Source organism: Flavobacterium sp. AC267 (assembly GCF_979258715.1).
This window is the reverse complement of record NZ_OZ409875.1, coordinates 2,214,626-2,239,360: the sequence shown is the minus strand read 5'-3', so window position 1 is coordinate 2,239,360 and position 24,735 is coordinate 2,214,626. Positions and strand designations below refer to the sequence as shown.

The window sequence follows — 24,735 nt, the reverse complement described above, 5'->3', positions numbered from 1 at the left end:
CCGAATTGATCCTGTAGATCATTATGCTCTATTTGTTTATTCATCAGGAATAAATACTAAAGTTAACTATTCACATGAAATTGGGCATATGCTTGGGCTACCTCACTCTTTTTATAATTCAAAAGAAAAAGAAACTTATAGACTTGCCAGAGAATCTATTCTTGGAAATGGAGAGCCTGAAAAAAAATCAAGACGGAACAAATAATCCTAAGTATATACAAGGAATAAACAAACAAATTGTAAAAATTAAAAATGAAAATTATGCGTATTATGATATGACCGTTTTTTATTCGTTTAAAAACAGTTTGATAAAATATATAAACAATTTTATATCATCTTATAAACAAAAGTTACGAGTAGTAAATTACACTGAAACTGCAAAAATAGACATTAAAAGAAGTATAAAAGAAAGTGAGGATGCATTAGTTACTCTTAAAAGTATCGAAGATTATAATTATATGCTCTATACTTTAAAATGTAGTTTTCTTAAAGATGATTATATTGAGAATATGATTCAAAATAAAAATTATTACTTAGAAAAACTAAATCAAACAGAAAATAGTATGTTATTTTACAAACAAAAATCAACAAATAATATTATGGATTACTCTGAAATTAAGCTTTTTTATAATCATAATCAAATTCAGATAATGAGAAATGATTTTAAAAATTACAGTAAGGAAAAAGGCTAAAAAAATGTACTTAAAAATGAAAAATAAATATTATTATTTTCTTTTTTTTATAATTCTATCCTGCGGTATTTTAAAAAAAGATGTAAAAACAGGCTTTGTAGAAGTAGAATGTCTGACAATTGACAACTACAATAATAATTACTTATTTAAGGACTTTCCAAATAGAGAGAGAGATTTTTCTGGATGTGATATAAGAACTGAATTTGTAGATGGATGTAGTAGAAACGGCAAAATATCAAACGGTTATAAAGAAGGAAAATTTATAACTGAAGCTTGTTGCTGTGATAATTTAGGTAATCTCAAACAGTTCTCCAAAGAAGAATATTTCAAACATGGTCTTCGAGATAGTATTTTCAGACAATTTGATAATGATGGTAAAGTTGTCTATGAGACCACATTTAAAATGGGAACAGGATTATGGAAAGAATTTCATGGCAACGGAAAGATTTACTTTGAAGCTTTTACTAAAGATGGATATTTTACTGATACACTCCGTTTGCATAATAAAGAAGGTACAGTATTTGAAAAACGCCTATATCAAAAAGATACATTAGTTTATTACCAGGGAGATACTTGGTGTTTAAGATATCGATATCGACCTAATGACGGTACTTATATAGAAATAGATTCTTATGAGGTAAAAAATCTAAAACAAGGAGCTTTTAGAAATACTTTTCATTACAAAACCAAAAAGAATTTGACGATGATTACTTTACAAAAAGTACTCTGAAAAAATAAAACATTAAAAACAAATGACAAAAACATATGCTTTTAAGCAATAAAATATCTTTCTGCTTTGTACAAATTCTTTAGTGAAAGATAAACACTAGTCATGTTAATAGATATGAAAATTATAGTACTTCTATTTTTAATTTTTCAGACAAAAGTCATTTAATGAAACTGAAGCTTTAGATTGTTTGATAAGTAGAAAGTACCACACGAAAGGATTCGTGCGGTAGCAGGGGATATGTTTCCTGAAACGAGAGCATATACTTATCAGACACTGGTCGATAAAAATTGGAAATTTGTTTCTTTCGATTTAGAGCAAATTTAAATTCAATTGGTTAGCGACTAGAACTATGTACAAAGATGATTACAAAAAGGCATTTGGAAATTTAGAACAATATGACGGATTCGACCCTAGTGAAAATATTAGTAAACAAATAATAACATTCTGAAGAAATTATTTCTTTTGATTTTTTTAATCTTTCTATTCTCCTGTAACAAGGAGAAAAAAGATTTAAACATAGAATTATTAACCAATGAGATAATTTGCGTTGATAATATAAAGCGGTTCGATTTTATTGAAACTCGTTATCAAACTAACAAAGAATACGACAGTTTATCAAAAAACATGCTCCATTATAAGATAACTAACAATTTTGATAAAAAATATTTCATAATGTTTAATGAAAATTCAATTGGAACATTGGAGCGAGATCTTTATCGTGAAGCTTTAGGAAAAAAGGATTTTTCTCCATTAAATTCATTAGATTTTAGTTTGTACAAAAATGATTCGGTACTAGATGGTCGTTCTACAAAAGCAGAAAATTTCTGTGGCACTATGACTGGCTTCGATATCCAAAAAGAAGAATCCCTTATCACTAATTTTCTTAAACAAAATACACTTGAGAGAACTTATACCTTAAACGAATTGATTTTCCGGATGAATCATTACAAAGTTTTATTCTTCATCCTGGAGAAACAAAATATTTACTTCAGTAATTAATCTACCATATAGAGACGCACAAAAATGGTTTTCGAATATAGAAAAACTGAAACCAAATCAAGGGTCGATTTCTTTAAAGAATGATTCTACATTTACTAAATCAAAAATAACAGAAAATCAAAAAAAAGAAATAAGAGAAAATGCTTATGTTTTATTTGATGGTAAAATATATTCAAATAGAGTTCCAGTCAAACTAATATCATTAAAAGATAAAAACAAGAGAAATAAAAAAAAATTAAATTTCGAACTGAAAAAATTCTTTTACTTCCAAAAAAACAGAGTTAATATAGAAAAGAGAAAGCCTACTTATAAAAGGCTTTCTCTTTTTGCTTTATGAATTTATTGCTTTTTGAAACTGACTTTAATTCCTAATTCAACTTTCTTTTAAAAGCTTCTTCCAATTCAAAATATTTACTTTCTAGAGCATGAAGCTTTTCATAGATATTTATTGGATCTGGCATTTGTCTAGATGCGTACATACTTGCGTACCAAACTTCCAGAATATCTTCCGCATAAATAGAATACATCGGATAATTTCCGTCTCTGTTATCAGATTTAAGTATTAATTTTCCACTTTCCCTAATTCTGTTTAAAACCCTTTTTACAACTACTCCATCATTTTTACTTACAATTACATAAATTCTACCGTCAAGTATATCATCAAAATTATCCACATACTTTCCAAAAAGATAATCCCCGTCATGGATTGTTGTTGACATCGAATTTCCTTTAATTTCAAAACATCTGTAAGTACCGTTTTTAAGCATTGGCATACTAAAAGAAGGAAGGCTTTCCATGTATTCGGGATCTGCATAACCATCTAGATAACCTGCACGGGCTTTTACACCTACATAATTGATGTTTTCATCTCCTTCTTCATTTACGGTTATAATTTTCGGCACATTTAAACTAACCACATTATTTGATTTATTAGTAAAAATATCTTCGCTGTCTCCAAAAAAATATTCTGGATTTATATGACAATATGAAATAATACTTTGCAGTAAATCAAAACCAGGTTTTGTTCGTTTTCGTTCACCATCGGCCTGTAATCTTCCAATTGTAATACTATCAATTGTGGTACTTGTAACTCCAATTAGTTTTGCAAACGAGTTATTATTTAACTTCATTTCGTCTATAATGCGTTTTATCTTATCGTGTATTTCCATTTTGAAAGTCGCTTGGCTTATTATGTAATATGTTTTACTTAAAGCAAAACTTCAAGTATATGTTGCAAAGCTACACAATATATGAGTAATAATCATAACTTTTAATAAAAAATTTTACAATAAACTGATTTTCAATATATTAAATTTTAACAAATTATGAATTATCGTACACATTCATAGTCAAATAGTTAAATCATATTACTGAAACTATTGCGTTTTTATATGTAATATGTTTGCGAAATCTAAACATATGTTTTAAATTTGCTTAAAAATAATCCAACATATGATTTTAAAAGAATTTTACATCGAAAAGAAAAAAGCTATTGAAACGGAATTTAATTCTGATGCGTTAACAGTGCATTTATATAGTGATGCTATTTTTAAAACTCCTGTAGAAGCGCCTACAGTAATGTTTAAATATGATAATATATTTTGGGAAACATCTTCTGAAAAAAATTATAAAGCAGACGTCTCATTTTGTCTTTATGTTGTAATGCCTATTGGAACTGTTTCAAATTACGAAGGTGTTTTTGAAATTGCTCAACGCATCGATAAATCTATATTGTCAGCTAATAATAACAATGTTCTCATTGATACTAATTCTACTTTTAAAGTAAAAGAAAAACAGCACAGTAATGAGTATGATTATTGGAATAAAAACGATTACTTCATCTGGGAGATCACTTATAAAACCACTTTGATAGAAAACATTTTGAAAAAGAAATATATCCTCTTCAATAACGGATTAACGAACGAAGAACTAGAGGAACTAGGATACAATTTAACTTCAGGGATTATTGGAATAAATCCGAATCAAGTTGAAGGCAATGTCGATTTAAACATCAATTCTTAGTCTGAAAGAAAACTGCAAGCACAACCTTACAAAGCCATTTTTAAAACAAAAAAATAAACATACATTCTAAACCGAAAAATCATGAAAAGAAGCAGAACATTATTAGACAAAAGGCGAGATTATGTTATGAATTATATTAACACCAATCAAGCCAAACAAATGAAGGTTGTAGTTGCAGAACTTTCAGACACTTTGTTCCTTACAGAACGTACTATTTACACAATTATAAACGAAGGACTTGCCACGGAAGCCAAAGCATAAAAACTGAAACTACTGGACTTGACACTTCAAAAAATTGAAAAAGCAAACATTAAGTTTTAAATTTGTTCTCACAAATAAGTCTAAATTTTACCTCATGGCTTAAGGTAAAATCAAAGCAAAAGAACTACAAATTACAAAAGTTCAAAAATCAAAATTCTGCATTTTTGGATTAAAAATTACAATCACATTTTCAAATCATAAATACCATACGAACAAGTTTAACAACTTGATCAAGCTGTCTTTTGCTTTTTTGTAGCAAAACCAAAACATATTAAACAATTAAAACAATCATATTATGAGTACATTAAACAATGTAGTAATCAACAAACTATCAGGCGGATTAGGAAGAAGAAATCCAGAGCAGGACATGGTTTCAGGATTACTTTTTAACGGTGAAGAAACTTTAAATTTAAAGTTTAACGAAGTCAAGCGTTTGGCTTCTTTAGAAGATGCAGAAAATCTGGAAATTACAGAAACTTACGACATCAATGGGCAGTCTGCTTATTATCAAATTCAGCAGTTTTTTAGAATGAATCCTTCCGGAGATTTGTACATTATGGTTGTGGAAGCAGAATCTTATCCTGAGACTGTAAAAAATGCAATGAATATGCAGGAAAAAGTAAATGGAAACATTCGTCAAATGGCAATTATCTGCTCTAACGAAACAACATTTGCAGAAACAAAATCCGCATTAGCCATTGCACAAGAACAAGCAAATCTTGCCTTTAATGATTATATGCCTTTTGAAATCATTTTAGAAGGAAAAGGTTTTGATGCGACTTCAGAAATTACTTCCCCTTCTTTGGCATTATTAAACTCAGAAAATGTTTCTATTGTGGTTGCAATGGATGTTGAGAAAGCATTTGAACAGAAATTAATTCAAAGAGACACTAACAAAGTTTATACTTTGGCTCCAGATGAGGAGTTAGTTACTTTTCAAAGTTCTTCAAATATTTATAATATAAAAAATTTTGATGGTTTAAAAAAAGATGGCTCAGATGTTCTTGAATTTATACTTTTTGAAGATTCATACAAAAATACTGTCTGCGGTTGGATTAGCATTAGGCGCATTATCTAAAGCAAAAGTTTCTGAAAACATCGCATGGATCGAAAAATTCAATCTTACTGGCAATGGTTTTGCAAAACCAGGTTTTGTGGGAGGAAAAGAAATTAAGTCTCTAGGAGAATTAAGAAATTTAAATGAAAAAAGATACATTTTTACACAAACTCACACTGGTTTAGCAGGGATTTATTTCAATGACAGCCACACTTGCACTTCTGGAACTTCAGACTTTGCTTATATTGAAAACAACCGTACAGTAAACAAAGCTACACGTTTATTACGCACCGCATTATTACCAAAATTGGCTTCTCCGGTTTTAGTAGACATTGATGGAAAATTACCTCAGTCGGTTTCTAAAAGTTTTGAAGATTTATGCAGAAATGCTTTAGAAGGAATGGTAGCTAATCAAGAGGTATCTGCTTTTGATGTATATGTTGATCCGAAACAAAATATTTTGGCGACTTCTGAATTAAAAGTAAAAGCTGAAATCACTCCTGTTGGAACTGCACGTAAAATTGTGGTTGATTTAGGATTCAAAAACCCTTTCGGAATCGATAAGGCATAATTTTTTCACAAATTACAATTCCCAAAATTACAATTCAAAATACAATATTATAATGTGATAGCCATAAAACGTTATCATAAATATTAAAATAAACAAAAGCTAAATATGAATAAATTACCATTAATAAACGGACAACAACACAGCTGGTCTTCAATTGAAGTAAGCATTGCAGGCAATATTGTTACAGGCATTACCGCTGTAAACTACAGCGACTCAGTTTCTAAAGAAAATCATTACGGTGCAGGTGATATGCCAGTACACAGAGGCCGAGGGAAATATGAAGCCAAAGCTTCTTTAACTTTATATAATTACGAAGTTGAAGCTATTCTGGCAGCTTTACCAAAAGGACAAAGACTTCAGGACATCAACCCTTTCAGCATCATTGTAAGTTATTTAGATGACAGCAACGAAGTAATTACACACACAATTAGAAACTGCGAATTCAATTCAAACAGCAGAGGAATCAGCCAGGGAGACACTAAAATTGCTGTTTCTTTCGATTTAATCTGTTCTCATATTGAGTGGAATTAATCTGCCAAAAATACTTTCCTAAACCATAAAACTGTTTAAAAACCGACTCAAAAGAGAAAACCAAATCACCTCATGCGTTACGCAAAAAAGGAGTTCTGAGCAACATAAATTTTGCAAGCAATCTATTTAAATCTGCTCTTTTAGCAGTCCGTTTTAAACAATTATTTACTTCAGAAGGCTGTCCTGGGCATTTTCGTCCTGAAATAAAGCTCAGGCGACCTCTTTTTTTAATAAAATCGATTTTCAACATGAAAACAAAAACAACAGAAACCACAGAAATCCTTGATGGAAATATCACTCAAGCACAATTCAACCAATGGAAATACAAACATAAAAAAGTAGTTAAACTTTCTATTAAAGACGATGATGGCACTACCCTTTTTGCTTATTTCAAAAAACCAGATATGAGTATTCGTTCGGCGGTATTACAAGCTTCAAAAATGGATGAATTCAAAGCGCTTGAAGTTCTTTTTAAAAACTGCTATCTGGGCGGCGACGGAAAAATTGAACAAGAAGACGATTTGCGCCTTAATATAATTACAGCATTTTCAGATCATATTCAGCCTAAACCTGTAAAAGTAGAAATACTCTAAAAGCCTTTTTTATTCCTTTTTCTGTAAAACCAATATCATGATTATTAAAAACCATACTATAGAACTAAATGACACCAGCGCTTCAGAAATGGCAAGGTTTAGACAAATTATGTTTAACATTTGGCGACAGCAGATTGAGGATGATAGGAGTGCTGAAGAAATGCTAAACTCTTTTAAAAGCTCACAAATCAGCAATACAGCTTATTCCATTTCTGTAGTAGAAGTCATAGATTGTATTAAAAGAAACATTCAGCAAGTTTATTCAAAAATGCTTTTTAGTGATTTTATAGGACTTCCAAACAGTACGCCAGAAAAAACTGGAATTATGTTTTACAACGATAGTCAAGGAACGCAAAAAACAGGAGCCATACATTTAGAATGGAACTATTTTTTAGGGCTAAACTTAATTCCAAAAACTTTTAAACCTAATATAAAAATTGGCAAATATCATACTGAATTTACTTTAAGCATTTTTGATCATAATCTTGAAAAAATTGCTTTCAAATTTATCGTTTACGATTTTGATCACTTTCTTGCATTACTCGACTCATTAGGAGTTGTAATTACTAGTGACGAACAAATAATTATTGATTTATATCGTAAAAAGATTAAAGAAGCCAATGGCAACCCAAATAAATTAGATGTAATTTATGAATCGGCGCCAAAAACTTTATTTGGTAAAAGGGATGATGCTGAATTATATGAACATCTTGAACTCATTCTAAAAGGTATGTCTTTATTAGAAGGAATGATAGGACCTACAGATTTTGATACAAATGAAGACAAAGCAATTTTACAAATTCTTTATGCAATAAAAAACAAGGAGGGGTTATATGTAATTCTTCGTGATACTGATTTATTATATAGAATATACAATAAACTTCATGGTGAAGAAGTACAAGATTTTTTACGCTTTTTAACTCGATTAGTTTCAAAATTTGACCATTCAAAACCAACAGATACAGTATATTTTGATAATAGTTATTATTTATTTAGAGATACTCATATAAAAACGGAATGGTCTGGAAGAACATTAATATTAAATAATTATAAAGACGCAACTCAATTGGTAGGTAAACCTAGAGAAGCCTACAATCCAAAAGAACTTGACAGAATGTATCCGCCTGGAGTTTCTGAAGTTTACATACCAAAATATTATATTCTTAACAAACCTTTTAATCCTCTTGCAAAATTAAACTTCGGAACCAAATTAGGTGAATTAGGTGAACAAGTAGGCGACGATAATACTTTTGTTATTGCTCTGAAAATATATAATATGACAACCAAACAATCTAATTGGGATTTGTTTAATGTCGCCACAGATTTGTTGAGTTTATTATCTGCCTACGGTGCATTACGCATTGTATTAGCAAAAGGAGCACCAATAGCTGCAAGATCTCTCGCTGGTCTTGTTTTAGCAAAAGATACAGCACATTATGCTATGCTGAGTAACGGGACTTTGGAAAAATGGCACGAAAACGGTTATGGCTGGCTAGCCAATCTCTGGATTGCTTTTAGTGTAACAACAGACCTTGCTTCTTTTGGACTGCCCAACTTATCTAAAATCGCTAAAGAAGGAAATATTGCGAGCAGAACTTGCAGAAACTGCAGAAGATGCTAAAGAAATAAGAAGGGTTGCTGATGAAGCTAATGAAATTGTAAAAGCTCAAACTGGGAAAGATGTTTCTAAAATGTCTAAGAAAGAATATGAAGACTTTTTTGATTATTTAACAAAATGGGAAGGAAATCCAAAAAAATCTAAGGCAGGCTATTTAGGGGCTAAGAAACTAAATAGAAAAGAAATTGCTGAATATAAAGCAAAAATAAATTTGCTTTCCGAAGGGCAATCAAAATTAATTATACTCCCAAAAGGTGATAAATTTCTGAAAGGACGTAAAGTCCGCTTTTCATGCCTATAGCGGTAATCTCTATGTAGAAAAAGGAATGACAGAATATGAAATTTTTCATGAATTTAAGCACTTTGAAGAATTTAAAAAGCTAGGAAGGGAAGAATATCTTAAAGGAGCTAAAGACATAAGTGGAGATCTTACACTTGACTTAATTAGAACTTATAAACGAGAAAAATATGTTTTTGATGAAATTATGAAAAATAAAGCTAAATTTAGCGATTCACAATTAAGACATGCACAGAAATATATTAATGATGTTATTCAAGACTGTATTGATCATAATATTGATATAACAAAAATAAAATAGATATGGATATTAAAGAGCAAATCCTTGAAATTTTAAAAAAATGGATAGAAAAATCAAATTTTCTTACTTATGACAAAGATATTGGTTTTAGATGCAGGGATAAAGAAATCAAAGAATTAAGAGATGGTAAAACAGAAAAAGAAGTCTATGTAGTATCTTTTAAAACAGAAAGCGATATAGAATATAATAAGAAAGGTGAGATTACTTCATTATTTGAAGGGATATACCATTATGCCTATTTTGATGCAGAAACATTAGAATTACTCTATATTAATTCAAACACGGGATACATTGAAGTTGATGGTTCTTATTAAATTTTTGAAAGAATAAATTATGAGTGAAAGAAGTAAAATTCTAGCAATTTTAGATGAACATTTATATGGCGCCTTCTTAGTACTAAGCAATACCATTTTAAAGGGAAAAACTACAGAGATTTTCAACCAATAAACGAAAAATCTCCTTATAAATATCACTGGCACAATCATGATGTTGATTTAAAATATTCTGTTATTTTAGATTTATTAAAAGAAATCATTCCAGAAAAAGCAAATAAAAACAATATAATTGATATCGAACTATCAACTGAAGAAACTTTAGGAATAAAAAATGTTTTTGAACGTGAAATAAATCACATTCTGTCTATTAGAAAACCTGCTAAAGATGGTTATACTATAGTCGTTTTTAATAAAGATGTAAAAGTTGACACAAGGAATCAAGCTGTGACCGATGGTCGCTTGACGGCTTTTAATGATATTTATTTAATAGCTAAAGAATGTCTAGATGAGAATAAACTAATGTATTTGAGTATTGACTAATATAGTTTTTATTATGAATCCAAAAGAACAAGTACTTAAGTCTTTAAAAAAATGGATTGCAAAGAATAATTTTTCATACGACAAAGATATTGGCTTAAGGTGTCGAGAAAAAGAGTTAAAAGAGTTAAGAGATGACAAAACAGAAAAAGAAGTATATGTAGTATCTTTTCATACTGAAGACCAAATAGAATACGATAAAAATGGCGAGATTATTTCACTGTTTGAAGGTATGTTTTGCTTTGCATATTTTGATGCAGAAACTTTAGAGTTACTTTATATAATGAAAAAGGCAGGATATATAGAAGTTGATGGTTCTTATTAAATTATAATTTCTATTTGAATATAAAGATAAATTTGAAATTATTTTTAAATATAAACACAACATCATGCCAAGTACAACATATATTAGTTATGAAAAAGATAAAGGATTTTGGATTCGAGAATTTAAATTTGAAATCATTACTGCATTTATTGTAAATGCATTTGAACAAATAGGTTTAGAAGATAAACCAGAATGGTATTTAGAGACTTTTGAAGATTTTAACGAAATCACTAAAGGGCATCAACATGGTATAATGTTTATTTTATTCGATGATTATTTGGCTTTTAATACAAAAAGAGAATTACAAATTATTGAAGTTTTTGAATTAGCAAAAAAGTTAATTCAAGAAGAAGGAGAAAAATTACTCCCAGAAAAACTAAATAAAATGCAAGATATTAAAGATCGTCCGCATACAATAGTTGAGTGGACAGGTCCTTTATATACAGATGATATGATTCATGTTGTTGATATCATGATAAAAATGCTAAAAAGAGAATGGTATGATGGAGATTATAAAGTAGAATTCAAATATTAATTTCTTAAAATTAAGCTTAAGTTATGTGCAAGAGGTACTATTAAAAACATCTTTTTTTAAACTTTGAATACCCGTCTTTCTCAACCAGAAACACGGGTATTTTTTTGTCCTTTTTATCCAAAACAAAAACAAAAAAAGATAAAAATCTTCTGCTGAAACTACTGTTTTACGCAACCATAATATTTCTAAATCAGTCTATTTAGGCGTATTTTTACAGTCTAAATAAAACCACATTTTAATCTCAAAATGAGAATAAAAAATGAGTTTTTTTCAATTCTAAAAACTCAAAAACACAAAAAATCTTATCGCCAATTTAACACCGTGATTGTTTTTCAAACAATCGGGAAAGTCTTTTTATTCTTAAATCATTAATAAACACAATATGGATCAAACAACAAAAAAACACATTGATTTGCTTCATCCTTCCGTGAGGGAAGAAGTTACTAAAATCATCGAAGAATGTGACCTCGCATTAACTGGAAGAGCAAAAATTCGTATTACGCAAGGTCTGAGAACTTTTCAAGAGCAGGAAGATCTTTATGCTTTTGGCCGAACTAAACCAGGAAAAAAAGTAACCAATGCCAAAGGCGGTCAGTCTATTCACAATTATGGCTTTGCAGTAGACATCTGCCTGATAATAGACGGAAAAACTGCCTCATGGGACACAGCAAAAGATTGGGATGACGATAAGATTTCGGATTGGCAGGAATGTGTTGACATCTTCAAAAAACATGGCTGGAACTGGGGCGGAGACTGGAAAACTTTTAAAGATCTGCCTCACTTTGATAAAAAAGGATACGATGACTGGAAAGTGCTTAGCAAACTTAAGCGTGACAAAAAAAATTATGTAATCTTATACAAATAACAAATGAAGCATTTCAAATTAAAACATTTCGCATTTTTAATTATTCTTTCTTTGGCAATTTCATCCTGCAACTCTACCAGAACTGCCTTGTTCGATCAGTATTCTTATGAAAAAACAATCGAGTTGAAAGTAGAAACGGTCAATTTAATGAATAAGTCCACAATGCCCTATTCTGAAAATCAACAAGAGATTGAAAAACTGTTTCTTAACATTGAAAAACTTATCGAATACGAAAAAAACAAACCCAATAACGAAATCACTTTTCAAATGTGGAAATTGCTTAGTGATAAAGAAAAAAATCTTGTGGCAGGCTTTTTCAAACGCTGGGAAACAAAAGGATTGGTATCGAAATCATTTTTAGAAGAATCAAAAAAACAAATTTTGGAGGCTTTTGATTTGCTCATTCAATATGAAATCAAAAAAGACAAACAATCAAAAGATGAACTTATCGATTTAATAAACCTTAATTCATAGAAAATGAACCAAGACAAATTAATAGAAAACTTAAAAAGGGAATTAAAAACTATTCTAGCAAACAGCTATAAAGATCTTAAACCTCAACTGGAAAAAGATCTCAACATTTTTTTGCAAACATCCAAAGAAAAACTGGAGCGCTGGATTATTCTATTTTCAACTGGAGATTTAACCGAAGAAGAGTTGGAATGGCTTTTAAAAAGTCAGTTAGACTTAACAGCATTGCAAGCATTACAAACTGCAGGGATTTCAAAAATCAAACTGAATGCCATTAAGAATAACATTATAAAGATCATTATTCAAATTAGCAAGCAAATTGATTATTTCCGCAGTTTAAAATTACTTTTTAAACTAACAAAATCTGTTATAAAAGAGTTTTAAAAGCTACTGAAACTACTGATTACTAAGCTTTAAAATCTTGATTAAGAAATGCACAAAGCTTATTTTTACAGTATCAAATAAAATATCATTTTCTTGAATATCGCGCGCAGATTCAAAGATGATTTCAATTAATAAAACAATAAATAATAACTACATATGAAAGATTTTATCATAGATGAAGACTTGTTAATTACAAATGGTGACTTTGCCATTAAAGACGCTGATCAGCAAAACATAGAGCATCTATTGTTAAGCCAGAAAGGAAGCTATAAAGAGTTTCCTATTCTTGGAGTAGGAATTAAAAAATACATCAACAGCCCGGATACAACTTCGAGGCTGAGACTAGAAAACGAAATAGACAAACAATTAGCGTATGACAACTTTCATGTAAAAACGTTAGATGTCAACGATTTACAAAACATTAAAATCGATGGAAACTATTAAACCACAAGAAAATCAAAACATTTTTGATATCTCACTGCAAGAATACGGCAGTATAGAGAAAGTATTCGACATTTTAGAAGACAATGACCAATTTGACCTTACAGAAGATCTTTCTGTTTACAACGATTTAAAAATTGGCAGAGAGGCTTTTAAAAAAGATATTGTCGAATATTACAATACCCGAAATTTAAAACCTGCCACTTCAATTAGTGAAGAAGAACAATATCTACTGGACAACTTTTCCGGAATTGATTATATGATTATTGAAGATGATTTTATTATCTATTAATAAGCAGTTAGCTTAAAAATTTCTCCTTTTTAGAAATTTCTAATACAAAAACTGCATTTCTGCGAGCATCTATAAAAATAACATAAATAACTATCTATAAGCATATTACACATGTCTTACAGGCTAACTATATCTAAAAAAATAATATGGCACGTACAATTGCTGAAATACAGAATGAAATTCTGATTGAAAAAAGAAAGCAGTCTTCCCTCAGCGGACTCACAGAATCTAAAACCAGTATCTGGGGGCTTTGGGTAAATATAGTGGCGACTGCTATTTGGGTCCATGAAAAAATAGTAGAAAAAAATGCTCTCATTTCGAGACCGCATACCTTAAACTGGTATCGCGAACAGGCTTTAAATTTTCATTATGGTTCTCCTCTTGAGCCAGATTCGAGTAAAGAAATGACATTGATTTGGAAAGATGGCTCGTATCAATTTGACACTACTAATCTTTCTGAAGCACAAATTGAAGACTCTAAAATAATAAAATATTGCGCCGTAAGCGAAATTGATTTGGAAACAGTTCTAGATCCTGAAAAAAAACCAGCAGAAATATTCTCTGATTACTTCCATAATAAAGTCGGTGTGGTTTTTATAAAGGTAGCAACACAAAAAGGAGATAAAATCTCTAGAATTGATGTCCCGAATGAACTTTTTGCTTTTAAAGAATACATCTCAAAAATTAAAGACGCAGGAAATCAAATTTATATCACTTCTGATGATGGCGATAATCTAAAATTAAGTTTAAATGTTTACGTCGATCCTCTAACGATTTTTATAAACCCAAAAGACATTGAATATTATCAGTTAAAAAGTTTAACCAGAGAATTAAAAGAGGACGAACAAACCAAATTAACAAAATACGAAGAAGCGCTATCGAAAGAGCCATTAGATACAAGAAACGGGTCATTAATCTTGAACGATACAATATTTCCTGTATTAGATGCAATTAAAAATCACTTAAAAAACATTGAATTTAATGGCGCTTTTGTAAAAACTTTTTGGTTGATGCCATTCAGAAAGCCGCAGGAATTAAAATTCCAATTTTAAATAAGGTAGAAACCGCTTCTGCAGCGAATCCTAATGATCAACAAAATCTTATTTTAAAAGATGTAACGAATATTGAATACTTTATTCCAAGTGCGGGTTATTTTGATATGGATACACTTCAGATAGACATAAACTATATTCCTTATACATTTTACAGAGATGAACAATAGTCTAATACATTTACAATGAATAAATATACCATTTTAAAATGGGAAAAGCTGTTGTTATGGCTCATCCCTCCTATTCTCAGGAAAAAAACGCATGTGGACTGGCTGGATGTTCTTCTTACTCCACTTCATTCCCTTTATGAAAAGATTCTTTATAAAATGCAAGATACAGGACAGGTAATTTATCTGGAAAAAGTATTAAATGAAGCTTTTAATATCTCCAAAAATTACGATCCTAATTTAAGTATTGAACAAAAACGACAACAAGGATTAATTTATATCGATGAATCTATTAAACCTTCATTGCAATACTTGTATCTCCATAAAGAGTATTATAATCCAGATAAAATTTTAGAAGATGGAACGAGGGTTCAAGGAGATTTAAGAATTCCGTTATTTAAGATTTTTAAACATGATGTTAAATATGATGAATATAAAGACAAGGATTACAAACCTATTTATTTAGCACATTTCGAAGATTACACAAAAATTTCTTATGCCAATTTCAGAGTTTTCATTCCTGAAGCTTTAATTAAAAATAAAACTATAGTAGCCGAAACAAATGAAGATTCTTCTGTCTCACAAACTGAAGCCATTAACATCAGTTCTCCAGAATATCATAATCTTTTAAACTTCTATAAACTAGCAGGTAAAAGTTATGAAAGTTATGGATACACAATAGAAAATAAAATCACAAAATAAAAAGAGACGTTAAAAATAGATAAAAAATGAAACAAGTAAATTTTAGTCATCCTGGAGGTTTTCCTCTTGAGCAGGAAACTTTAGAAAGACTTCAGACAGCTTACAGGTCTGAATTATACGAAGCAATAAAATCGCATTTAAGCATTGAAACAGATAAAAACTATATTATTGCTCACGCGACAATGCGACAAAAGGTTGGGCAATTATTAATAGGGACGAAAATAATTTACCCCTTCCTGGAATTTTGTATCCAATTACTGAAGGCTCAAATACTGGTTATTTAAAAACTACAAGAACAGGAACCAGTTTGGTATACGGAACAGGAGCTTCACAAACTGCTTATTTTGATTATGAAGCAACGTATATCAGTCAATCTGATTATTCAAATCGTCCAGCAAATCTCCAAAATAATGATACTTTAACTGTTAATTATTATAATTTACAAAATTTTAAAATTTTAAAAGATCTTAAATCTATTGAAGCAGATATTAATTTAATTAATCAGTCTTATCTTCCTCTTGACGGTTCAAAAGCAATGCAGGGAGATTTAGATTTAGGAAATTACAAATTATCAAGATTAGACACTAGAGAAAACTATGACGCTAGTGTAAGAGCAACCGATTTTAATTTTGGATCTTCAAGCAGAAGGGGATTAAAACATCCCGGGGATTATCTAGGCAGAGCATTAGTTGACAGTAGCGTACAGACAGAAACAAGTATTACGCTAAATTACAATTCAGATTGGGAAAGAACATATATTGGAGGAAAAGTATATTTAGACAATTTAAATTCAACAACTTCAAATGGTTCTCTATTAGTTTTAGATGAACAAAACCAGATTAATAAAAATAACACATTAATTGACTCCCTAATTAACCGTATTACAGTTTTAGAAAGCAGACCTGCTTCTACGGTTCCAATTGGAATGATTGCCATTTGGGGAAAACCAGCGCCATTTCCAGAAGGATGGGAAGAATATGTTCCTTTGAGAGGTAGAATGCCTGTTGGGTTAGATGTAAATGATTCTGCATTTAATGCATTATCAAAATTGGGAGGAAATAAAGAGAAAAAACTAAATATTAATGAAATTCCACCGCATACGCACAGTTATGAAAAAGCAATTTCAGGAAGAGGTTACAAAACAAACAGTGATGATAATCCATTAGGATCAAACATATCAGAAAATTCGGGGAGTGCTGGAGGAGGATTAGCTTTTTCTCTTATGAATCCTTACAGAGTTGTTAGTTTTATAGAATATACGGGCAAGTCAAGTGATACAACACCACCAACATCTCCTACTAATTTAACTGTTTCAAATATTGGGACTAGAAGTTTAACATTAAATTGGACTGCGTCAAATGATAATATTGGTGTTACTGATTATCTGGTTTATAAAGATAATAGTAATACTCCTTTAATCGAATTAGGAAAAAACGTTCTAACTTATAATGTAACGGGATTATCTCCCAATACTTCTTATTCCTTCCAGATCAGAGCAAAAGATAATGCAGAAAATTTATCAGATCCTGCAACTGTAAATGCGACGACTTTAGATATAACTCCTGTAAATCCAACGGTACCTACATTACAACATGCTTATTATGGAGGTGAAAGTATGACACTCCAATGGCCTAACTATATTGATACAGAGGTTCTAACTTATGAATTATATCGCAGTATAAATGGTGGTGGACCTATGCTTTTACAAACATCAACTAATACTTTTTATTATGATAAATTATCAAATGGTTTAACTTATTCATATCAAATTCGAATCAATTCAAATGGCTACACGTCTCCTTACAGTAATACTGTGACAGTAACGGGCAGATCTTCATAAAATAATTCTAATTCATAATCTTTTGGGTTTAATATCCCAAAAGATTTCTCTCTACCACTCCAAAAACTCTAAAACAAAATACCAATGATGCAAAAATTTCAGAATACTCAAATGAATTAAAACTACTGCTGTACGGAATTTTTATTTATTTAGAAATGGATACAGGAATTGTCAAGGTTTTATTTTACCTAATGATAATGGATACTTTTTTGGGGGTTATCAAAACTATAGTATTAAACAATCGTTTTACTTTCAAAAAATTAGCGGTAGGTTTTGTTTCAAAGCTAGCTGTTTTATTAATTCCAACTGCTTTGGCCTTAATGAGCAAAGGACTTAATTACAACTTTAATTGGTTTGTAACAGCAGTGATGAATTTACTAATTGTAAGCGACGGAATCTCGATAATCAGTAATATTATAGCAATCAAAACAAAAAAAGAAGTAGAAAACTTTGATGCCATAACACTTATTCTCAACTCTATAAGAAGTCGTTTGATCCAGCTCTTTAAAAAATTATTGTTAGCCATTGATCCTAAATATCATATGGAAAAATAGAATTAATTAAACACAAATTACTTGTTTGAAAAAAAAGCTCCAAAAATCAAATTTTGGAGCTTCTTTTATAGCAACAATATTATTTTCTAAATTTCTGAATCCCGCTTTGCAACCAAGCGTAATATTCTTCAATATCAGGATTATAAGCCGATGGCTCAGCCAAACTTTCACTATTATGATCTACAATTACATAAAACGGCTGTGCATTTGCTTTGTACGTTTTAATCTGTAAATCGCTCCATTTGTTGCCGATTGTTTTAATTTTTTTTCCTGTGGTTTCGGAAACATATTGCTCATTTTCCGGCAGTTCTTTTTTGTCGTCCACATACAAGGAAATCAAAACGACATCGTTATTCAGAATTCCCAGCACTTTCGGATCTGACCAAACCAATTCTTCCATTTTTCTACAGTTTACACAAGCATACCCGGTAAAATCTAGCAAAACTGGTTTTCCAGCTTTTTTGGCAAATTCCATTCCTTTATCATAATCATGAAAAGTGATTATATTCTGCGGTCCATGCTCTGCTCCTTCTGGCAGTGATCCCGTAATTTTCAATTCAGAATTACCAGAAACTCCAAGTCCGTTTGGAGATTCGCTGTACTGCATTGGCGGTGGAAATCCGCTGATTAATTTTAGTGGCGCGCCCCAAAGTCCCGGAATTAGATAAATTGTAAAAGTCAGAACGATTAATCCGAAACCTAATCTTCCAACTGAAATATGATTTAGCGATGAATCATGAGGTAAAGTAATTTTTCCAAATAAATAAAAAGCTAACATTCCGAAAACGGCAATCCAAATCGCAAGAAAAACTTCTCTTTCTAACCAATGTAACTGCGACGACTAAATCGGCATTGGATAAAAATTTAAAAGCCAGAGCCAGTTCTAAAAATCCTAAAACTACTTTCACTGTATTCAACCATCCGCCCGATTTTGGCAGCGCATTTAACCAGCCTGGAAATGCCGCAAATAATGAAAACGGTAACGCAATTGCGAAAGAAAAACCTAACATCCCAACAATTGGGGCAATTCCGCCTTTTGAAGTCGCTTCAACTAATAATGTTCCAACAATCGGACCCGTGCATGAAAATGATACAATTGCTAAAGCCAAAGCCATAAAGAAAATTCCAATCAGCCCTCCTCTATCTGCCTGCGAATCGACTTTATTCGCTAATGCATTTGGAAGCATAATTTCGAAAGCTCCCAAAAATGAACAGGCAAAAACAACCAATAAAATAAAGAAAATTAAATTGAACCATACATTTGTTGAAAGCGCATTTAAAGAATCGGCACCAAAAATTGCCGTTACAATTGAACCTAATAAGACATAAATAATTACGATTGAAATTCCGTAAATCAGGGCGTTTCTAATTCCGGTCGCTTTCGTTTTACTTTGTTTGGTAAAATAACTTACCGTCATCGGAATCATCGGGAAAACACAGGGTGTTAATAAAGCTAGCAAAGCCAGATAAAAAAGCTATGATAAAAATATTTAACAAACCTCTTGATTCATTTTTCTTTTGAGAATCAACTACTGCTTTTGGAGCTTTTTCTTCTGCCTTAACAATCGTTTTTTCTTCTTTAATTACTGAATCTTCTTTTACAACTGTACTTTCTGTAACAATTAATTTATTGTCTTTCGGAATTTTAAATAATAATTCTTCTGCTGTTGGCGGTAAACAATTGCTGTCATCGCAAACCATAAATTCAACTTCGCCTGCAATGTTCGAAATTTGATCTGAAGTAAATTTGATCTTCTGCGTAAACAGCGCCTTATCTTCAAAATATTTAATTTTCATGTCGAAGATTTTATCTACTACTTCATGCCCTTTTTCTTCGGTTGTTTTTCCGATAAGCTGAAAATTTTTATTGGCATTTTTGAAAGTGAAAGCAGTTCTCGAGGGCCCGCCTTCTTCTATATATTGTCCGTATAAATGCCAGCCGGATTGTATAACAGCCTGAGCTTTTAAAACATATTCTCTATCTGCTATTTTTTCTACTGATGTTGACCACTTTACAGGATTGTACATTTGTGCAGACATACTTCCTGAAAGAAATAACAGTAATGTAATTAGGATATTTTTCATCGTTTTTGGTTTCGGATTAAAAAAAAAGAGCTGTTGGCAGACAGCTCTTTTGGTCTTTCATAGAAAATGGCTTACTAATTCAGATTCTTAAATGAAAATAATGAAAGACGACTATTAAAAATTGTTGGTTTTAGTTTTCAGTCGCAGTCGCAGTCGCAGTCGCAGTCGCAGTCGCAGTCGCAGTCGCAGTCGCAGTCGCAGTCGCAGTCGCAGTCGCAGTCGCAGTCGCAGTCGCAGTCGCAGTCGCAGTCGCAGTCGCAGTCGCAGTCGCAGTCGCAGTCGCAGTCGCAGTCGCAGTCGCAGTCGCAGTCGCAGTCGCAGTCGCAGTCGCAGTCGCAGTCGCAGTCGCAGTCGCAGTCGCAGTCGCAGTCGCAGTCGCAGTCGCAGAGTATAACTTTGTCAAAGTTTAAAACTTTGACAAAGTTGGCTTTCCTAGACTGAAAACTGAGACTAAAAACTGAAAACTATTTCAACGGTGCTCCATTTTGATCTAGAGAGCCAGATTTTACAACAATCATTTTATCCAATTGAATGTATTTCTTAATCGCATCATTTACCTGTTGTAAAGTTGCTTTTTCGATATCTTTTGGATATTGGTCAATGTAATTTGGTTCTAAGCCTCTTTCTATAAAACTCAAAATGGTTCTCGCCATTCCGCTTGTAGTCGACATTCCTACTTTAAAACTTCCGATTAAATTGGTTTTCTTGTTTTCTAATTCGGCGACCGTAATTCCTTCTTTTACCCATTTATCAACCTGAACCATTGTAGCGTCCAGGCCTTTTTGAAATAATCCAGGATTGAAAGATGCATTTACAAACCAATAACCACCTGTTTCTATATTACCGCCTAAACCAGATGAAATACTATACGTTAAACCGTCATTATCACGAACAGTCTGCATTAAACGTCCAGCGAAACCAGCTCCCAAAGTATAATTTCCAATAAAAAACGGAATATAATCGGCGTCGGCTCTTTTTAAGCCTGTAAACTGACCGATGTATAATTCTGCACTTGGTTTTTCTGGAATCGTAATTACTTCTGTTTTTGCAAGCAGATTTTGAAGCTTCTTCAAATTTTAGTTTTTCTGTAACACCGCCATTCCAGTTTTTAAATGATTTTTTTAAGGAAGCATTTAAGTTAGCGCCATCGGTATCTCCTACGATTACCAGACGCATTGATGCTGTTCCAAAATATTTTTTGTGGAAAGCTTTAACCTCATCCAATCCTGCATTTTTAATATTGGCAATATTATCTTCAACACTTAAACTGTAATTTGGATTTGTTTTTGGATAAATAGCCTGAGACAACGCAATATCTCCCCTTTCCCCAGGATCATTTAAACTCTCGTCGTGTTTCCAATAAACTGCTGTTTTAAATTTTCAAATTCTTTGGTATCAAACAACGGATTTCTCAATTCTTCTGCCAATAAAGCAATTACCTGATCCAGATCTTTTTTCAAACATTTGAATCCAATATTTATTTTGAAAGTTGAAGCATTAACATTTAAAGAAACGCCTAATTTCTGCAGTTTTTCTGAAAATTTAAATTTGTCGTTTAGCGTTGTTCCTTTTGATAACATTGACGCTGTTAAAGCCGGAATAACATCGTTTTTAGTTTCGCTTGCATAATTTCCAAGCGAAATACTCGTCACAACGGTAACGAAATCTTTTGCTGAAGTTTTCACCGAAACAACATCAATTCCAGATACTTTTTCTCTTTTGAATGCTGATGCTGATTTTTCGATTAAACTTTCTGCAGAAGTTATTTCTTCTGATGTATTTTTTATTAAAGATGAGCCAGCAAGACTTTCTTCGTGACCCTTTTCATTTTCTGGATGTCTGTAATAAAACGGACCATATTCTTCGGTGAATTTAGTCGCATTTGCAGTAGTGGCATTTTGAGAACCAGATTGTTTCGGAATAAAATATCCTGTTGTACTTTGATCTTCTACCAAGTATTTCTGTGCAACGTGAAGCACATCTGCAGGGGTTACTTTTTTCAGTCTGTCAACACCCGTAATATAATCTGTCCAGTCGCCAGAAGCAATTGCTTCGTTTAATGCCGATGCAATTACCCCAGATCCATCTCTAGCTAAAATAGTCTGTGCACTAATTTTTGCCACAACTCTATTTACCTCATCCTGTGTTACACCTTCTTTTTGAATTTTAGCCACAACTTCGCTGATTTTTGCATCAATATCTTCGTGTTTCGAAGTGGTTGGAAAACCAACACTTATCGTAAAAAGTCCAACTTCTTTAAAATTAGTTGCGCGTGCGCTTGCGTAAATTCCTAAACGAGTGTCTACAAAAGTTTTACTTAAAATTGCCGATGGTCCTGATCCAATAATTTGAGCCAAAATGTTCAGCGCCGGAAGATCTTCATTTAAAGCTCCTGGAATTTTGTACGCTTTGTTTACAACGCCAAGTTCACCCGGTTTTCTAACTATAATTTTACGTGCACCATATTGCTGAGGCTCTTGTGTATAAGGCTGAGGCATTTCTTTTGGCGCTTTTGTAATTTGGCCAAAATACTTTTCGATCAATTCAAAAACATTTTCTTTTTTGAAATCGCCGATAATAGTCAAAGTAGCGTTATCCGGCCAATAATACGTATTGTAGAAATTTTTCAATACTTCGATTGGTGCTTTTTCAATATCAGATTTCCACCCAATTGTGGAATGATGATACGGATGCGCGATGTAAGCCGAAGCCCAGATTTCTTTATCTAATAGCGCATTCGGATTGTTTTCGCCTCTTTCAAATTCGTTACGAACAACCGTCATTTCTGCTTCTTTATCTTCTTTTGTCAAAAGAGAATTACGCATTCTGTCGGCTTCAATCTGAATTGCCAATTCGATTTTATCGCTAGGAAGTGTTTCAAAATAATTTGTACGATCGTACCAAGTGGTTGCGTTTAACTGTGCTCCTGTATTCTGGAGTACATCTGTAATTGTATTTCCATTTTTTTGTTGAAAGTCGGAGTTCCTTTAAACATTAAATGTTCTAAAAGATGCGTAGATCCTGTGTTTCCCAAAACTTCATGTTTAGAACCTACACGATATACAATTTGTACAGTGGCAACAGGAGAAGCATTGTCCTGCAAAAGCAACACATTCATGCCGTTTGGCTGATATAAATATTCCTCTATCCCGCCTAACTCTTTTATTTTCTTAAAGTTAACCGATTTATTCTGAGCTGAAATAAGCGTACAGAATGCTAATGAGCAATAGCCTAGAAAGATGTATTTTTTCATTTTTTAATTGAGATTTTTTTTAGTTTTCAGTCGCTTTTTTAGTTTTCAGTCACAGTATTCAGTCACAGTTTTCAGTTACAGTTTTGTTGAGACCGAGACTGAGACTGAATACTGAGACTGAATACTATGACTAATAATTATGATTTACTAAAAATTTCTTTCAGTTTCGATTGAAGTTCAGCTTCTCTAAGATTTTTGGCTAAGATTTTACCGTCAGGTCCAATTAAATAGTTCGTTGGAACCATTTTTACACCGTATAAGATTGCGACTTCGTTTTGCCATCCTTTTAAATCAGAAACGTGTGTCCAAGTTAATCCGTCTTTTTCAATTGCTTTTTCCCAAAGTTTCTTTTTTATCATCTAATGAAACTCCCAAAACATCAAAACCTTTATCATGATACGTTTTGTAAGCCAAAACTACATTCGGATTTTCTTTTCGGCATGGACCGCACCAGCTTGCCCAGAAATCTACTAAAACATATTTCCCTTTATAATCAGACAATTTAACCACTTTTCCATTTACATCAGTCTGAGAAAATTCTGGAGCGACGACGCCAACAGCTGTTTTCTCATTAAGATCGATTGATTCTTTTAACTGTTTTCCGTAAACTGATTTTTGTATTTCTGGAGATAAAACAGCATAGTACGATTTTACTTGTTCTGGAGTTCCGTATGATACAATTCGGTCATTAATTACTAAAGCAGTGACAACTTTATCTTTGTTTTTTTTGATAAATTTATCGGTTAAATCATCAGCTAGAGTTTGAAGATCTTTCCATTTTTTATCCATCATCGTTTGCTGTTCAGCAGTCAATTTTACTTTACCATTTTGTTGTAAAGAATCAGATAATTTATAAATTGGCCCAGCAATCTTTTGTATTTTTTTGAATTCGTTATCGTAGTACGACTTGTAAATATCGTTTTGCGCATACGCTGACTTTAGCTTTGAAAATAGAATCTTTTTTGGCTTCTACTTTTATTTCTTCATTATCTAAAAGAAAAAATGCACCATATTCTTCTCCTTTTAATTTAATGGTATATAATAATGGTTCTGAAACTTTTCCCGAAAAAGTAAAAGCTCCGTCTTTATTGATTTGGGCAGAATCTGCTATTTTTTTGTTTCCTTTTTCATCTGTATTTTCCAGATAAACAGTTCCTTTATCTAATCCGGCAATTGTACCGTTAATAATAAATCCTTCTTCTTTTTTTGAACAGGAAGAAAGCACGGCCATCAGCGCTAAGGCAGACAAACCAGATTTTAAGATTGTACTTTTCATGTTATTAT

At 31.7% G+C, this 24,735-nt stretch carries 34 protein-coding genes and 2 pseudogenes; 26 read left to right on the top strand and 10 right to left on the bottom strand.

Annotated elements, in window-relative coordinates; all coding sequences use genetic code 11:
• The first annotated feature begins 74 nt into the window (after positions 1–74).
• The 3 genes from ACZZ95_RS11505 (at position 75) to ACZZ95_RS11495 (ending at position 2,421) form a co-directional block, all read left to right on the top strand.
• Entirely contained in the window at positions 75–692 is a 618-nt protein-coding gene (locus ACZZ95_RS11505) for a hypothetical protein (RefSeq protein WP_463469115.1), read from the top strand.
• Positions 693–708: 16 nt separating this feature from the next.
• Complete coding sequence (locus tag ACZZ95_RS11500; protein ID WP_463469114.1) at positions 709–1,422, top strand: toxin-antitoxin system YwqK family antitoxin; 714 nt, start codon at positions 709–711, stop codon at positions 1,420–1,422.
• 672 nt (positions 1,423–2,094) lie between these two features.
• Entirely contained in the window at positions 2,095–2,421 is a 327-nt protein-coding gene (locus tag ACZZ95_RS11495; protein ID WP_463469113.1) for a hypothetical protein, read from the top strand.
• 368 nt (positions 2,422–2,789) lie between these two features.
• Here ACZZ95_RS11495 and ACZZ95_RS11490 read toward each other — a convergent pair whose 3' ends face one another.
• On the bottom strand, positions 2,790–3,590 hold the full coding sequence (locus tag ACZZ95_RS11490) for an XRE family transcriptional regulator (protein WP_463469112.1): 801 nt from the start codon (positions 3,588–3,590) through the stop codon (positions 2,790–2,792).
• A gap of 283 nt (positions 3,591–3,873) precedes the next feature.
• Here ACZZ95_RS11490 and ACZZ95_RS11485 point away from each other — a divergent pair, with 283 nt between their 5' ends.
• The 23 genes from ACZZ95_RS11485 to ACZZ95_RS11375 all read left to right on the top strand — a co-directional run bounded on the left by ACZZ95_RS11485 (position 3,874) and on the right by ACZZ95_RS11375 (position 18,113).
• On the top strand, positions 3,874–4,443 hold the full coding sequence (locus tag ACZZ95_RS11485) for a hypothetical protein (protein ID WP_463469111.1): 570 nt from the start codon (positions 3,874–3,876) through the stop codon (positions 4,441–4,443).
• Between the two features lie 81 nt (positions 4,444–4,524).
• Positions 4,525–4,704 carry a hypothetical protein gene (locus ACZZ95_RS11480; protein ID WP_035690512.1) on the top strand — a complete coding sequence of 60 codons (180 nt, stop codon included), beginning with the start codon at positions 4,525–4,527 and terminating at the stop codon, positions 4,702–4,704.
• Positions 4,705–4,999: 295 nt separating this feature from the next.
• Positions 5,000–5,782, top strand: coding sequence for a DUF2586 family protein (locus ACZZ95_RS11475; protein ID WP_463469110.1), 783 nt, complete (start codon positions 5,000–5,002; stop codon positions 5,780–5,782).
• Positions 5,724–6,332, top strand: a complete 609-nt coding sequence (locus ACZZ95_RS11470; protein ID WP_463469109.1) for a DUF2586 family protein — start codon at positions 5,724–5,726, stop codon at positions 6,330–6,332. The genes ACZZ95_RS11475 and ACZZ95_RS11470 overlap by 59 nt, the downstream gene beginning before the upstream one ends.
• A 105-nt stretch (positions 6,333–6,437) precedes the next feature.
• On the top strand, positions 6,438–6,863 hold the full coding sequence (locus ACZZ95_RS11465) for a hypothetical protein (RefSeq protein WP_463469108.1): 426 nt from the start codon (positions 6,438–6,440) through the stop codon (positions 6,861–6,863).
• Between the two features lie 248 nt (positions 6,864–7,111).
• The gene (locus tag ACZZ95_RS11460) at positions 7,112–7,456 is read left to right on the top strand and encodes a hypothetical protein (protein WP_463469107.1); all 345 of its coding nucleotides are present in this window, start codon (positions 7,112–7,114) and stop codon (positions 7,454–7,456) included.
• Positions 7,457–7,493: 37 nt separating this feature from the next.
• Entirely contained in the window at positions 7,494–9,077 is a 1,584-nt protein-coding gene (locus ACZZ95_RS11455) for a hypothetical protein (protein ID WP_463469106.1), read from the top strand.
• Positions 9,040–9,375, top strand: a complete 336-nt coding sequence (locus tag ACZZ95_RS11450) for a hypothetical protein (protein ID WP_463469105.1) — start codon at positions 9,040–9,042, stop codon at positions 9,373–9,375. Before ACZZ95_RS11455 ends, ACZZ95_RS11450 begins: the two co-directional genes overlap by 38 nt.
• Positions 9,376–9,400: 25 nt before the next feature.
• A complete protein-coding gene (locus ACZZ95_RS11445) occupies positions 9,401–9,673 on the top strand; it encodes a zincin-like metallopeptidase toxin domain-containing protein (RefSeq protein ID WP_463469104.1) in 273 nt (90 codons plus the stop codon).
• A 2-nt stretch (positions 9,674–9,675) separates the two neighbouring features.
• Positions 9,676–9,987, top strand: a complete 312-nt coding sequence (locus ACZZ95_RS11440; protein ID WP_463469103.1) for a hypothetical protein — start codon at positions 9,676–9,678, stop codon at positions 9,985–9,987.
• Positions 9,988–10,501: 514 nt separating this feature from the next.
• On the top strand, positions 10,502–10,810 hold the full coding sequence (locus tag ACZZ95_RS11435) for a hypothetical protein (RefSeq protein WP_463469102.1): 309 nt from the start codon (positions 10,502–10,504) through the stop codon (positions 10,808–10,810).
• Between the two features lie 64 nt (positions 10,811–10,874).
• On the top strand, positions 10,875–11,345 hold the full coding sequence (locus tag ACZZ95_RS11430) for a hypothetical protein (RefSeq protein ID WP_463469101.1): 471 nt from the start codon (positions 10,875–10,877) through the stop codon (positions 11,343–11,345).
• Positions 11,346–11,727: 382 nt separating this feature from the next.
• Positions 11,728–12,210: a M15 family metallopeptidase gene (locus tag ACZZ95_RS11425; protein WP_463469100.1), complete on the top strand. Its 483-nt coding sequence runs from the start codon at positions 11,728–11,730 to the stop codon at positions 12,208–12,210.
• A gap of 3 nt (positions 12,211–12,213) precedes the next feature.
• Complete coding sequence (locus ACZZ95_RS11420; RefSeq protein WP_463469099.1) at positions 12,214–12,684, top strand: hypothetical protein; 471 nt, start codon at positions 12,214–12,216, stop codon at positions 12,682–12,684.
• A 3-nt stretch (positions 12,685–12,687) separates the two neighbouring features.
• Positions 12,688–13,065: a hypothetical protein gene (locus ACZZ95_RS11415; RefSeq protein ID WP_463469098.1), complete on the top strand. Its 378-nt coding sequence runs from the start codon at positions 12,688–12,690 to the stop codon at positions 13,063–13,065.
• A gap of 156 nt (positions 13,066–13,221) precedes the next feature.
• Positions 13,222–13,509 (top strand): hypothetical protein, encoded by a 288-nt coding sequence (locus tag ACZZ95_RS11410; protein ID WP_463469097.1) that lies wholly within the window; start codon positions 13,222–13,224, stop codon positions 13,507–13,509.
• On the top strand, positions 13,496–13,798 hold the full coding sequence (locus ACZZ95_RS11405) for a hypothetical protein (RefSeq protein WP_463469096.1): 303 nt from the start codon (positions 13,496–13,498) through the stop codon (positions 13,796–13,798). Before ACZZ95_RS11410 ends, ACZZ95_RS11405 begins: the two co-directional genes overlap by 14 nt.
• Positions 13,799–13,944: 146 nt before the next feature.
• Positions 13,945–14,850 (top strand): hypothetical protein, encoded by a 906-nt coding sequence (locus ACZZ95_RS11400; RefSeq protein ID WP_463469095.1) that lies wholly within the window; start codon positions 13,945–13,947, stop codon positions 14,848–14,850.
• The gene (locus ACZZ95_RS11395) at positions 14,802–15,020 is read left to right on the top strand and encodes a hypothetical protein (RefSeq protein ID WP_463469094.1); all 219 of its coding nucleotides are present in this window, start codon (positions 14,802–14,804) and stop codon (positions 15,018–15,020) included. The genes ACZZ95_RS11400 and ACZZ95_RS11395 overlap by 49 nt, the downstream gene beginning before the upstream one ends.
• A 15-nt stretch (positions 15,021–15,035) precedes the next feature.
• Entirely contained in the window at positions 15,036–15,719 is a 684-nt protein-coding gene (locus tag ACZZ95_RS11390) for a hypothetical protein (RefSeq protein ID WP_463469093.1), read from the top strand.
• Positions 15,720–15,745: 26 nt separating this feature from the next.
• Complete coding sequence (locus tag ACZZ95_RS11385) at positions 15,746–16,003, top strand: hypothetical protein (RefSeq protein ID WP_463469092.1); 258 nt, start codon at positions 15,746–15,748, stop codon at positions 16,001–16,003.
• Entirely contained in the window at positions 15,964–17,559 is a 1,596-nt protein-coding gene (locus ACZZ95_RS11380) for a fibronectin type III domain-containing protein (RefSeq protein WP_463469091.1), read from the top strand. The genes ACZZ95_RS11385 and ACZZ95_RS11380 overlap by 40 nt, the downstream gene beginning before the upstream one ends.
• Before the next feature lie 155 nt (positions 17,560–17,714).
• The gene (locus tag ACZZ95_RS11375) at positions 17,715–18,113 is read left to right on the top strand and encodes a phage holin family protein (RefSeq protein ID WP_463469090.1); all 399 of its coding nucleotides are present in this window, start codon (positions 17,715–17,717) and stop codon (positions 18,111–18,113) included.
• A 79-nt stretch (positions 18,114–18,192) separates the two neighbouring features.
• Here ACZZ95_RS11375 and ACZZ95_RS11370 read toward each other — a convergent pair.
• The 9 genes and pseudogenes from ACZZ95_RS11370 to ACZZ95_RS11330 all read right to left on the bottom strand — a co-directional run bounded on the left by ACZZ95_RS11370 (position 18,193) and on the right by ACZZ95_RS11330 (position 24,727).
• Positions 18,193–20,198, bottom strand: a pseudogene (locus ACZZ95_RS11370) (protein-disulfide reductase DsbD family protein).
• 130 nt (positions 20,199–20,328) lie between these two features.
• Complete coding sequence (locus tag ACZZ95_RS11365; RefSeq protein WP_463469089.1) at positions 20,329–20,601, bottom strand: hypothetical protein; 273 nt, start codon at positions 20,599–20,601, stop codon at positions 20,329–20,331.
• 61 nt (positions 20,602–20,662) lie between these two features.
• Positions 20,663–21,271, bottom strand: coding sequence for a M16 family metallopeptidase (locus tag ACZZ95_RS11360; RefSeq protein ID WP_463469088.1), 609 nt, complete (start codon positions 21,269–21,271; stop codon positions 20,663–20,665).
• A gap of 43 nt (positions 21,272–21,314) precedes the next feature.
• Positions 21,315–21,374: pseudogene (locus ACZZ95_RS11355) on the bottom strand (hypothetical protein); the annotation flags it as partial.
• A gap of 161 nt (positions 21,375–21,535) precedes the next feature.
• The gene (locus ACZZ95_RS11350) at positions 21,536–23,149 is read right to left on the bottom strand and encodes a M16 family metallopeptidase (RefSeq protein ID WP_463471659.1); all 1,614 of its coding nucleotides are present in this window, start codon (positions 23,147–23,149) and stop codon (positions 21,536–21,538) included.
• Positions 23,113–23,451, bottom strand: a complete 339-nt coding sequence (locus ACZZ95_RS11345; protein ID WP_463469087.1) for an insulinase family protein — start codon at positions 23,449–23,451, stop codon at positions 23,113–23,115. Before ACZZ95_RS11345 ends, ACZZ95_RS11350 begins: the two co-directional genes overlap by 37 nt.
• Positions 23,452–23,588: 137 nt before the next feature.
• The gene (locus tag ACZZ95_RS11340; protein ID WP_463469086.1) at positions 23,589–23,810 is read right to left on the bottom strand and encodes a peroxiredoxin family protein; all 222 of its coding nucleotides are present in this window, start codon (positions 23,808–23,810) and stop codon (positions 23,589–23,591) included.
• Positions 23,776–24,264 carry a peroxiredoxin family protein gene (locus ACZZ95_RS11335; protein WP_463469085.1) on the bottom strand — a complete coding sequence of 163 codons (489 nt, stop codon included), beginning with the start codon at positions 24,262–24,264 and terminating at the stop codon, positions 23,776–23,778. Before ACZZ95_RS11335 ends, ACZZ95_RS11340 begins: the two co-directional genes overlap by 35 nt.
• 79 nt (positions 24,265–24,343) lie before the next feature.
• The gene (locus tag ACZZ95_RS11330) at positions 24,344–24,727 is read right to left on the bottom strand and encodes a DUF4369 domain-containing protein (protein WP_463469084.1); all 384 of its coding nucleotides are present in this window, start codon (positions 24,725–24,727) and stop codon (positions 24,344–24,346) included.
• Between the last annotated feature and the right edge of the window lie 8 nt (positions 24,728–24,735).

Coding starts and splice junctions, on each gene's coding strand:
- ACZZ95_RS11505 (WP_463469115.1), top strand. CDS start 75: ATGAAATTGGGCATATGCTTGGGCTACCTCACTCTTTTTATAATTCAA.
- ACZZ95_RS11500 (WP_463469114.1), top strand. CDS start 709: ATGAAAAATAAATATTATTATTTTCTTTTTTTTATAATTCTATCCTGC.
- ACZZ95_RS11495 (WP_463469113.1), top strand. CDS start 2,095: ATGTTTAATGAAAATTCAATTGGAACATTGGAGCGAGATCTTTATCGT.
- ACZZ95_RS11490 (WP_463469112.1), bottom strand. CDS start 3,590: ATGGAAATACACGATAAGATAAAACGCATTATAGACGAAATGAAGTTA.
- ACZZ95_RS11485 (WP_463469111.1), top strand. CDS start 3,874: ATGATTTTAAAAGAATTTTACATCGAAAAGAAAAAAGCTATTGAAACG.
- ACZZ95_RS11480 (WP_035690512.1), top strand. CDS start 4,525: ATGAAAAGAAGCAGAACATTATTAGACAAAAGGCGAGATTATGTTATG.
- ACZZ95_RS11475 (WP_463469110.1), top strand. CDS start 5,000: ATGAGTACATTAAACAATGTAGTAATCAACAAACTATCAGGCGGATTA.
- ACZZ95_RS11465 (WP_463469108.1), top strand. CDS start 6,438: ATGAATAAATTACCATTAATAAACGGACAACAACACAGCTGGTCTTCA.
- ACZZ95_RS11460 (WP_463469107.1), top strand. CDS start 7,112: ATGAAAACAAAAACAACAGAAACCACAGAAATCCTTGATGGAAATATC.
- ACZZ95_RS11455 (WP_463469106.1), top strand. CDS start 7,494: ATGATTATTAAAAACCATACTATAGAACTAAATGACACCAGCGCTTCA.
- ACZZ95_RS11445 (WP_463469104.1), top strand. CDS start 9,401: ATGACAGAATATGAAATTTTTCATGAATTTAAGCACTTTGAAGAATTT.
- ACZZ95_RS11440 (WP_463469103.1), top strand. CDS start 9,676: ATGGATATTAAAGAGCAAATCCTTGAAATTTTAAAAAAATGGATAGAA.
- ACZZ95_RS11435 (WP_463469102.1), top strand. CDS start 10,502: ATGAATCCAAAAGAACAAGTACTTAAGTCTTTAAAAAAATGGATTGCA.
- ACZZ95_RS11430 (WP_463469101.1), top strand. CDS start 10,875: ATGCCAAGTACAACATATATTAGTTATGAAAAAGATAAAGGATTTTGG.
- ACZZ95_RS11425 (WP_463469100.1), top strand. CDS start 11,728: ATGGATCAAACAACAAAAAAACACATTGATTTGCTTCATCCTTCCGTG.
- ACZZ95_RS11420 (WP_463469099.1), top strand. CDS start 12,214: ATGAAGCATTTCAAATTAAAACATTTCGCATTTTTAATTATTCTTTCT.
- ACZZ95_RS11415 (WP_463469098.1), top strand. CDS start 12,688: ATGAACCAAGACAAATTAATAGAAAACTTAAAAAGGGAATTAAAAACT.
- ACZZ95_RS11410 (WP_463469097.1), top strand. CDS start 13,222: ATGAAAGATTTTATCATAGATGAAGACTTGTTAATTACAAATGGTGAC.
- ACZZ95_RS11405 (WP_463469096.1), top strand. CDS start 13,496: ATGGAAACTATTAAACCACAAGAAAATCAAAACATTTTTGATATCTCA.
- ACZZ95_RS11400 (WP_463469095.1), top strand. CDS start 13,945: ATGGCACGTACAATTGCTGAAATACAGAATGAAATTCTGATTGAAAAA.
- ACZZ95_RS11390 (WP_463469093.1), top strand. CDS start 15,036: ATGAATAAATATACCATTTTAAAATGGGAAAAGCTGTTGTTATGGCTC.
- ACZZ95_RS11385 (WP_463469092.1), top strand. CDS start 15,746: ATGAAACAAGTAAATTTTAGTCATCCTGGAGGTTTTCCTCTTGAGCAG.
- ACZZ95_RS11375 (WP_463469090.1), top strand. CDS start 17,715: ATGGATACAGGAATTGTCAAGGTTTTATTTTACCTAATGATAATGGAT.
- ACZZ95_RS11345 (WP_463469087.1), bottom strand. CDS start 23,451: ATGAAAAAATACATCTTTCTAGGCTATTGCTCATTAGCATTCTGTACG.
- ACZZ95_RS11340 (WP_463469086.1), bottom strand. CDS start 23,810: ATGATAAAAAAGAAACTTTGGGAAAAAGCAATTGAAAAAGACGGATTA.
- ACZZ95_RS11330 (WP_463469084.1), bottom strand. CDS start 24,727: ATGAAAAGTACAATCTTAAAATCTGGTTTGTCTGCCTTAGCGCTGATG.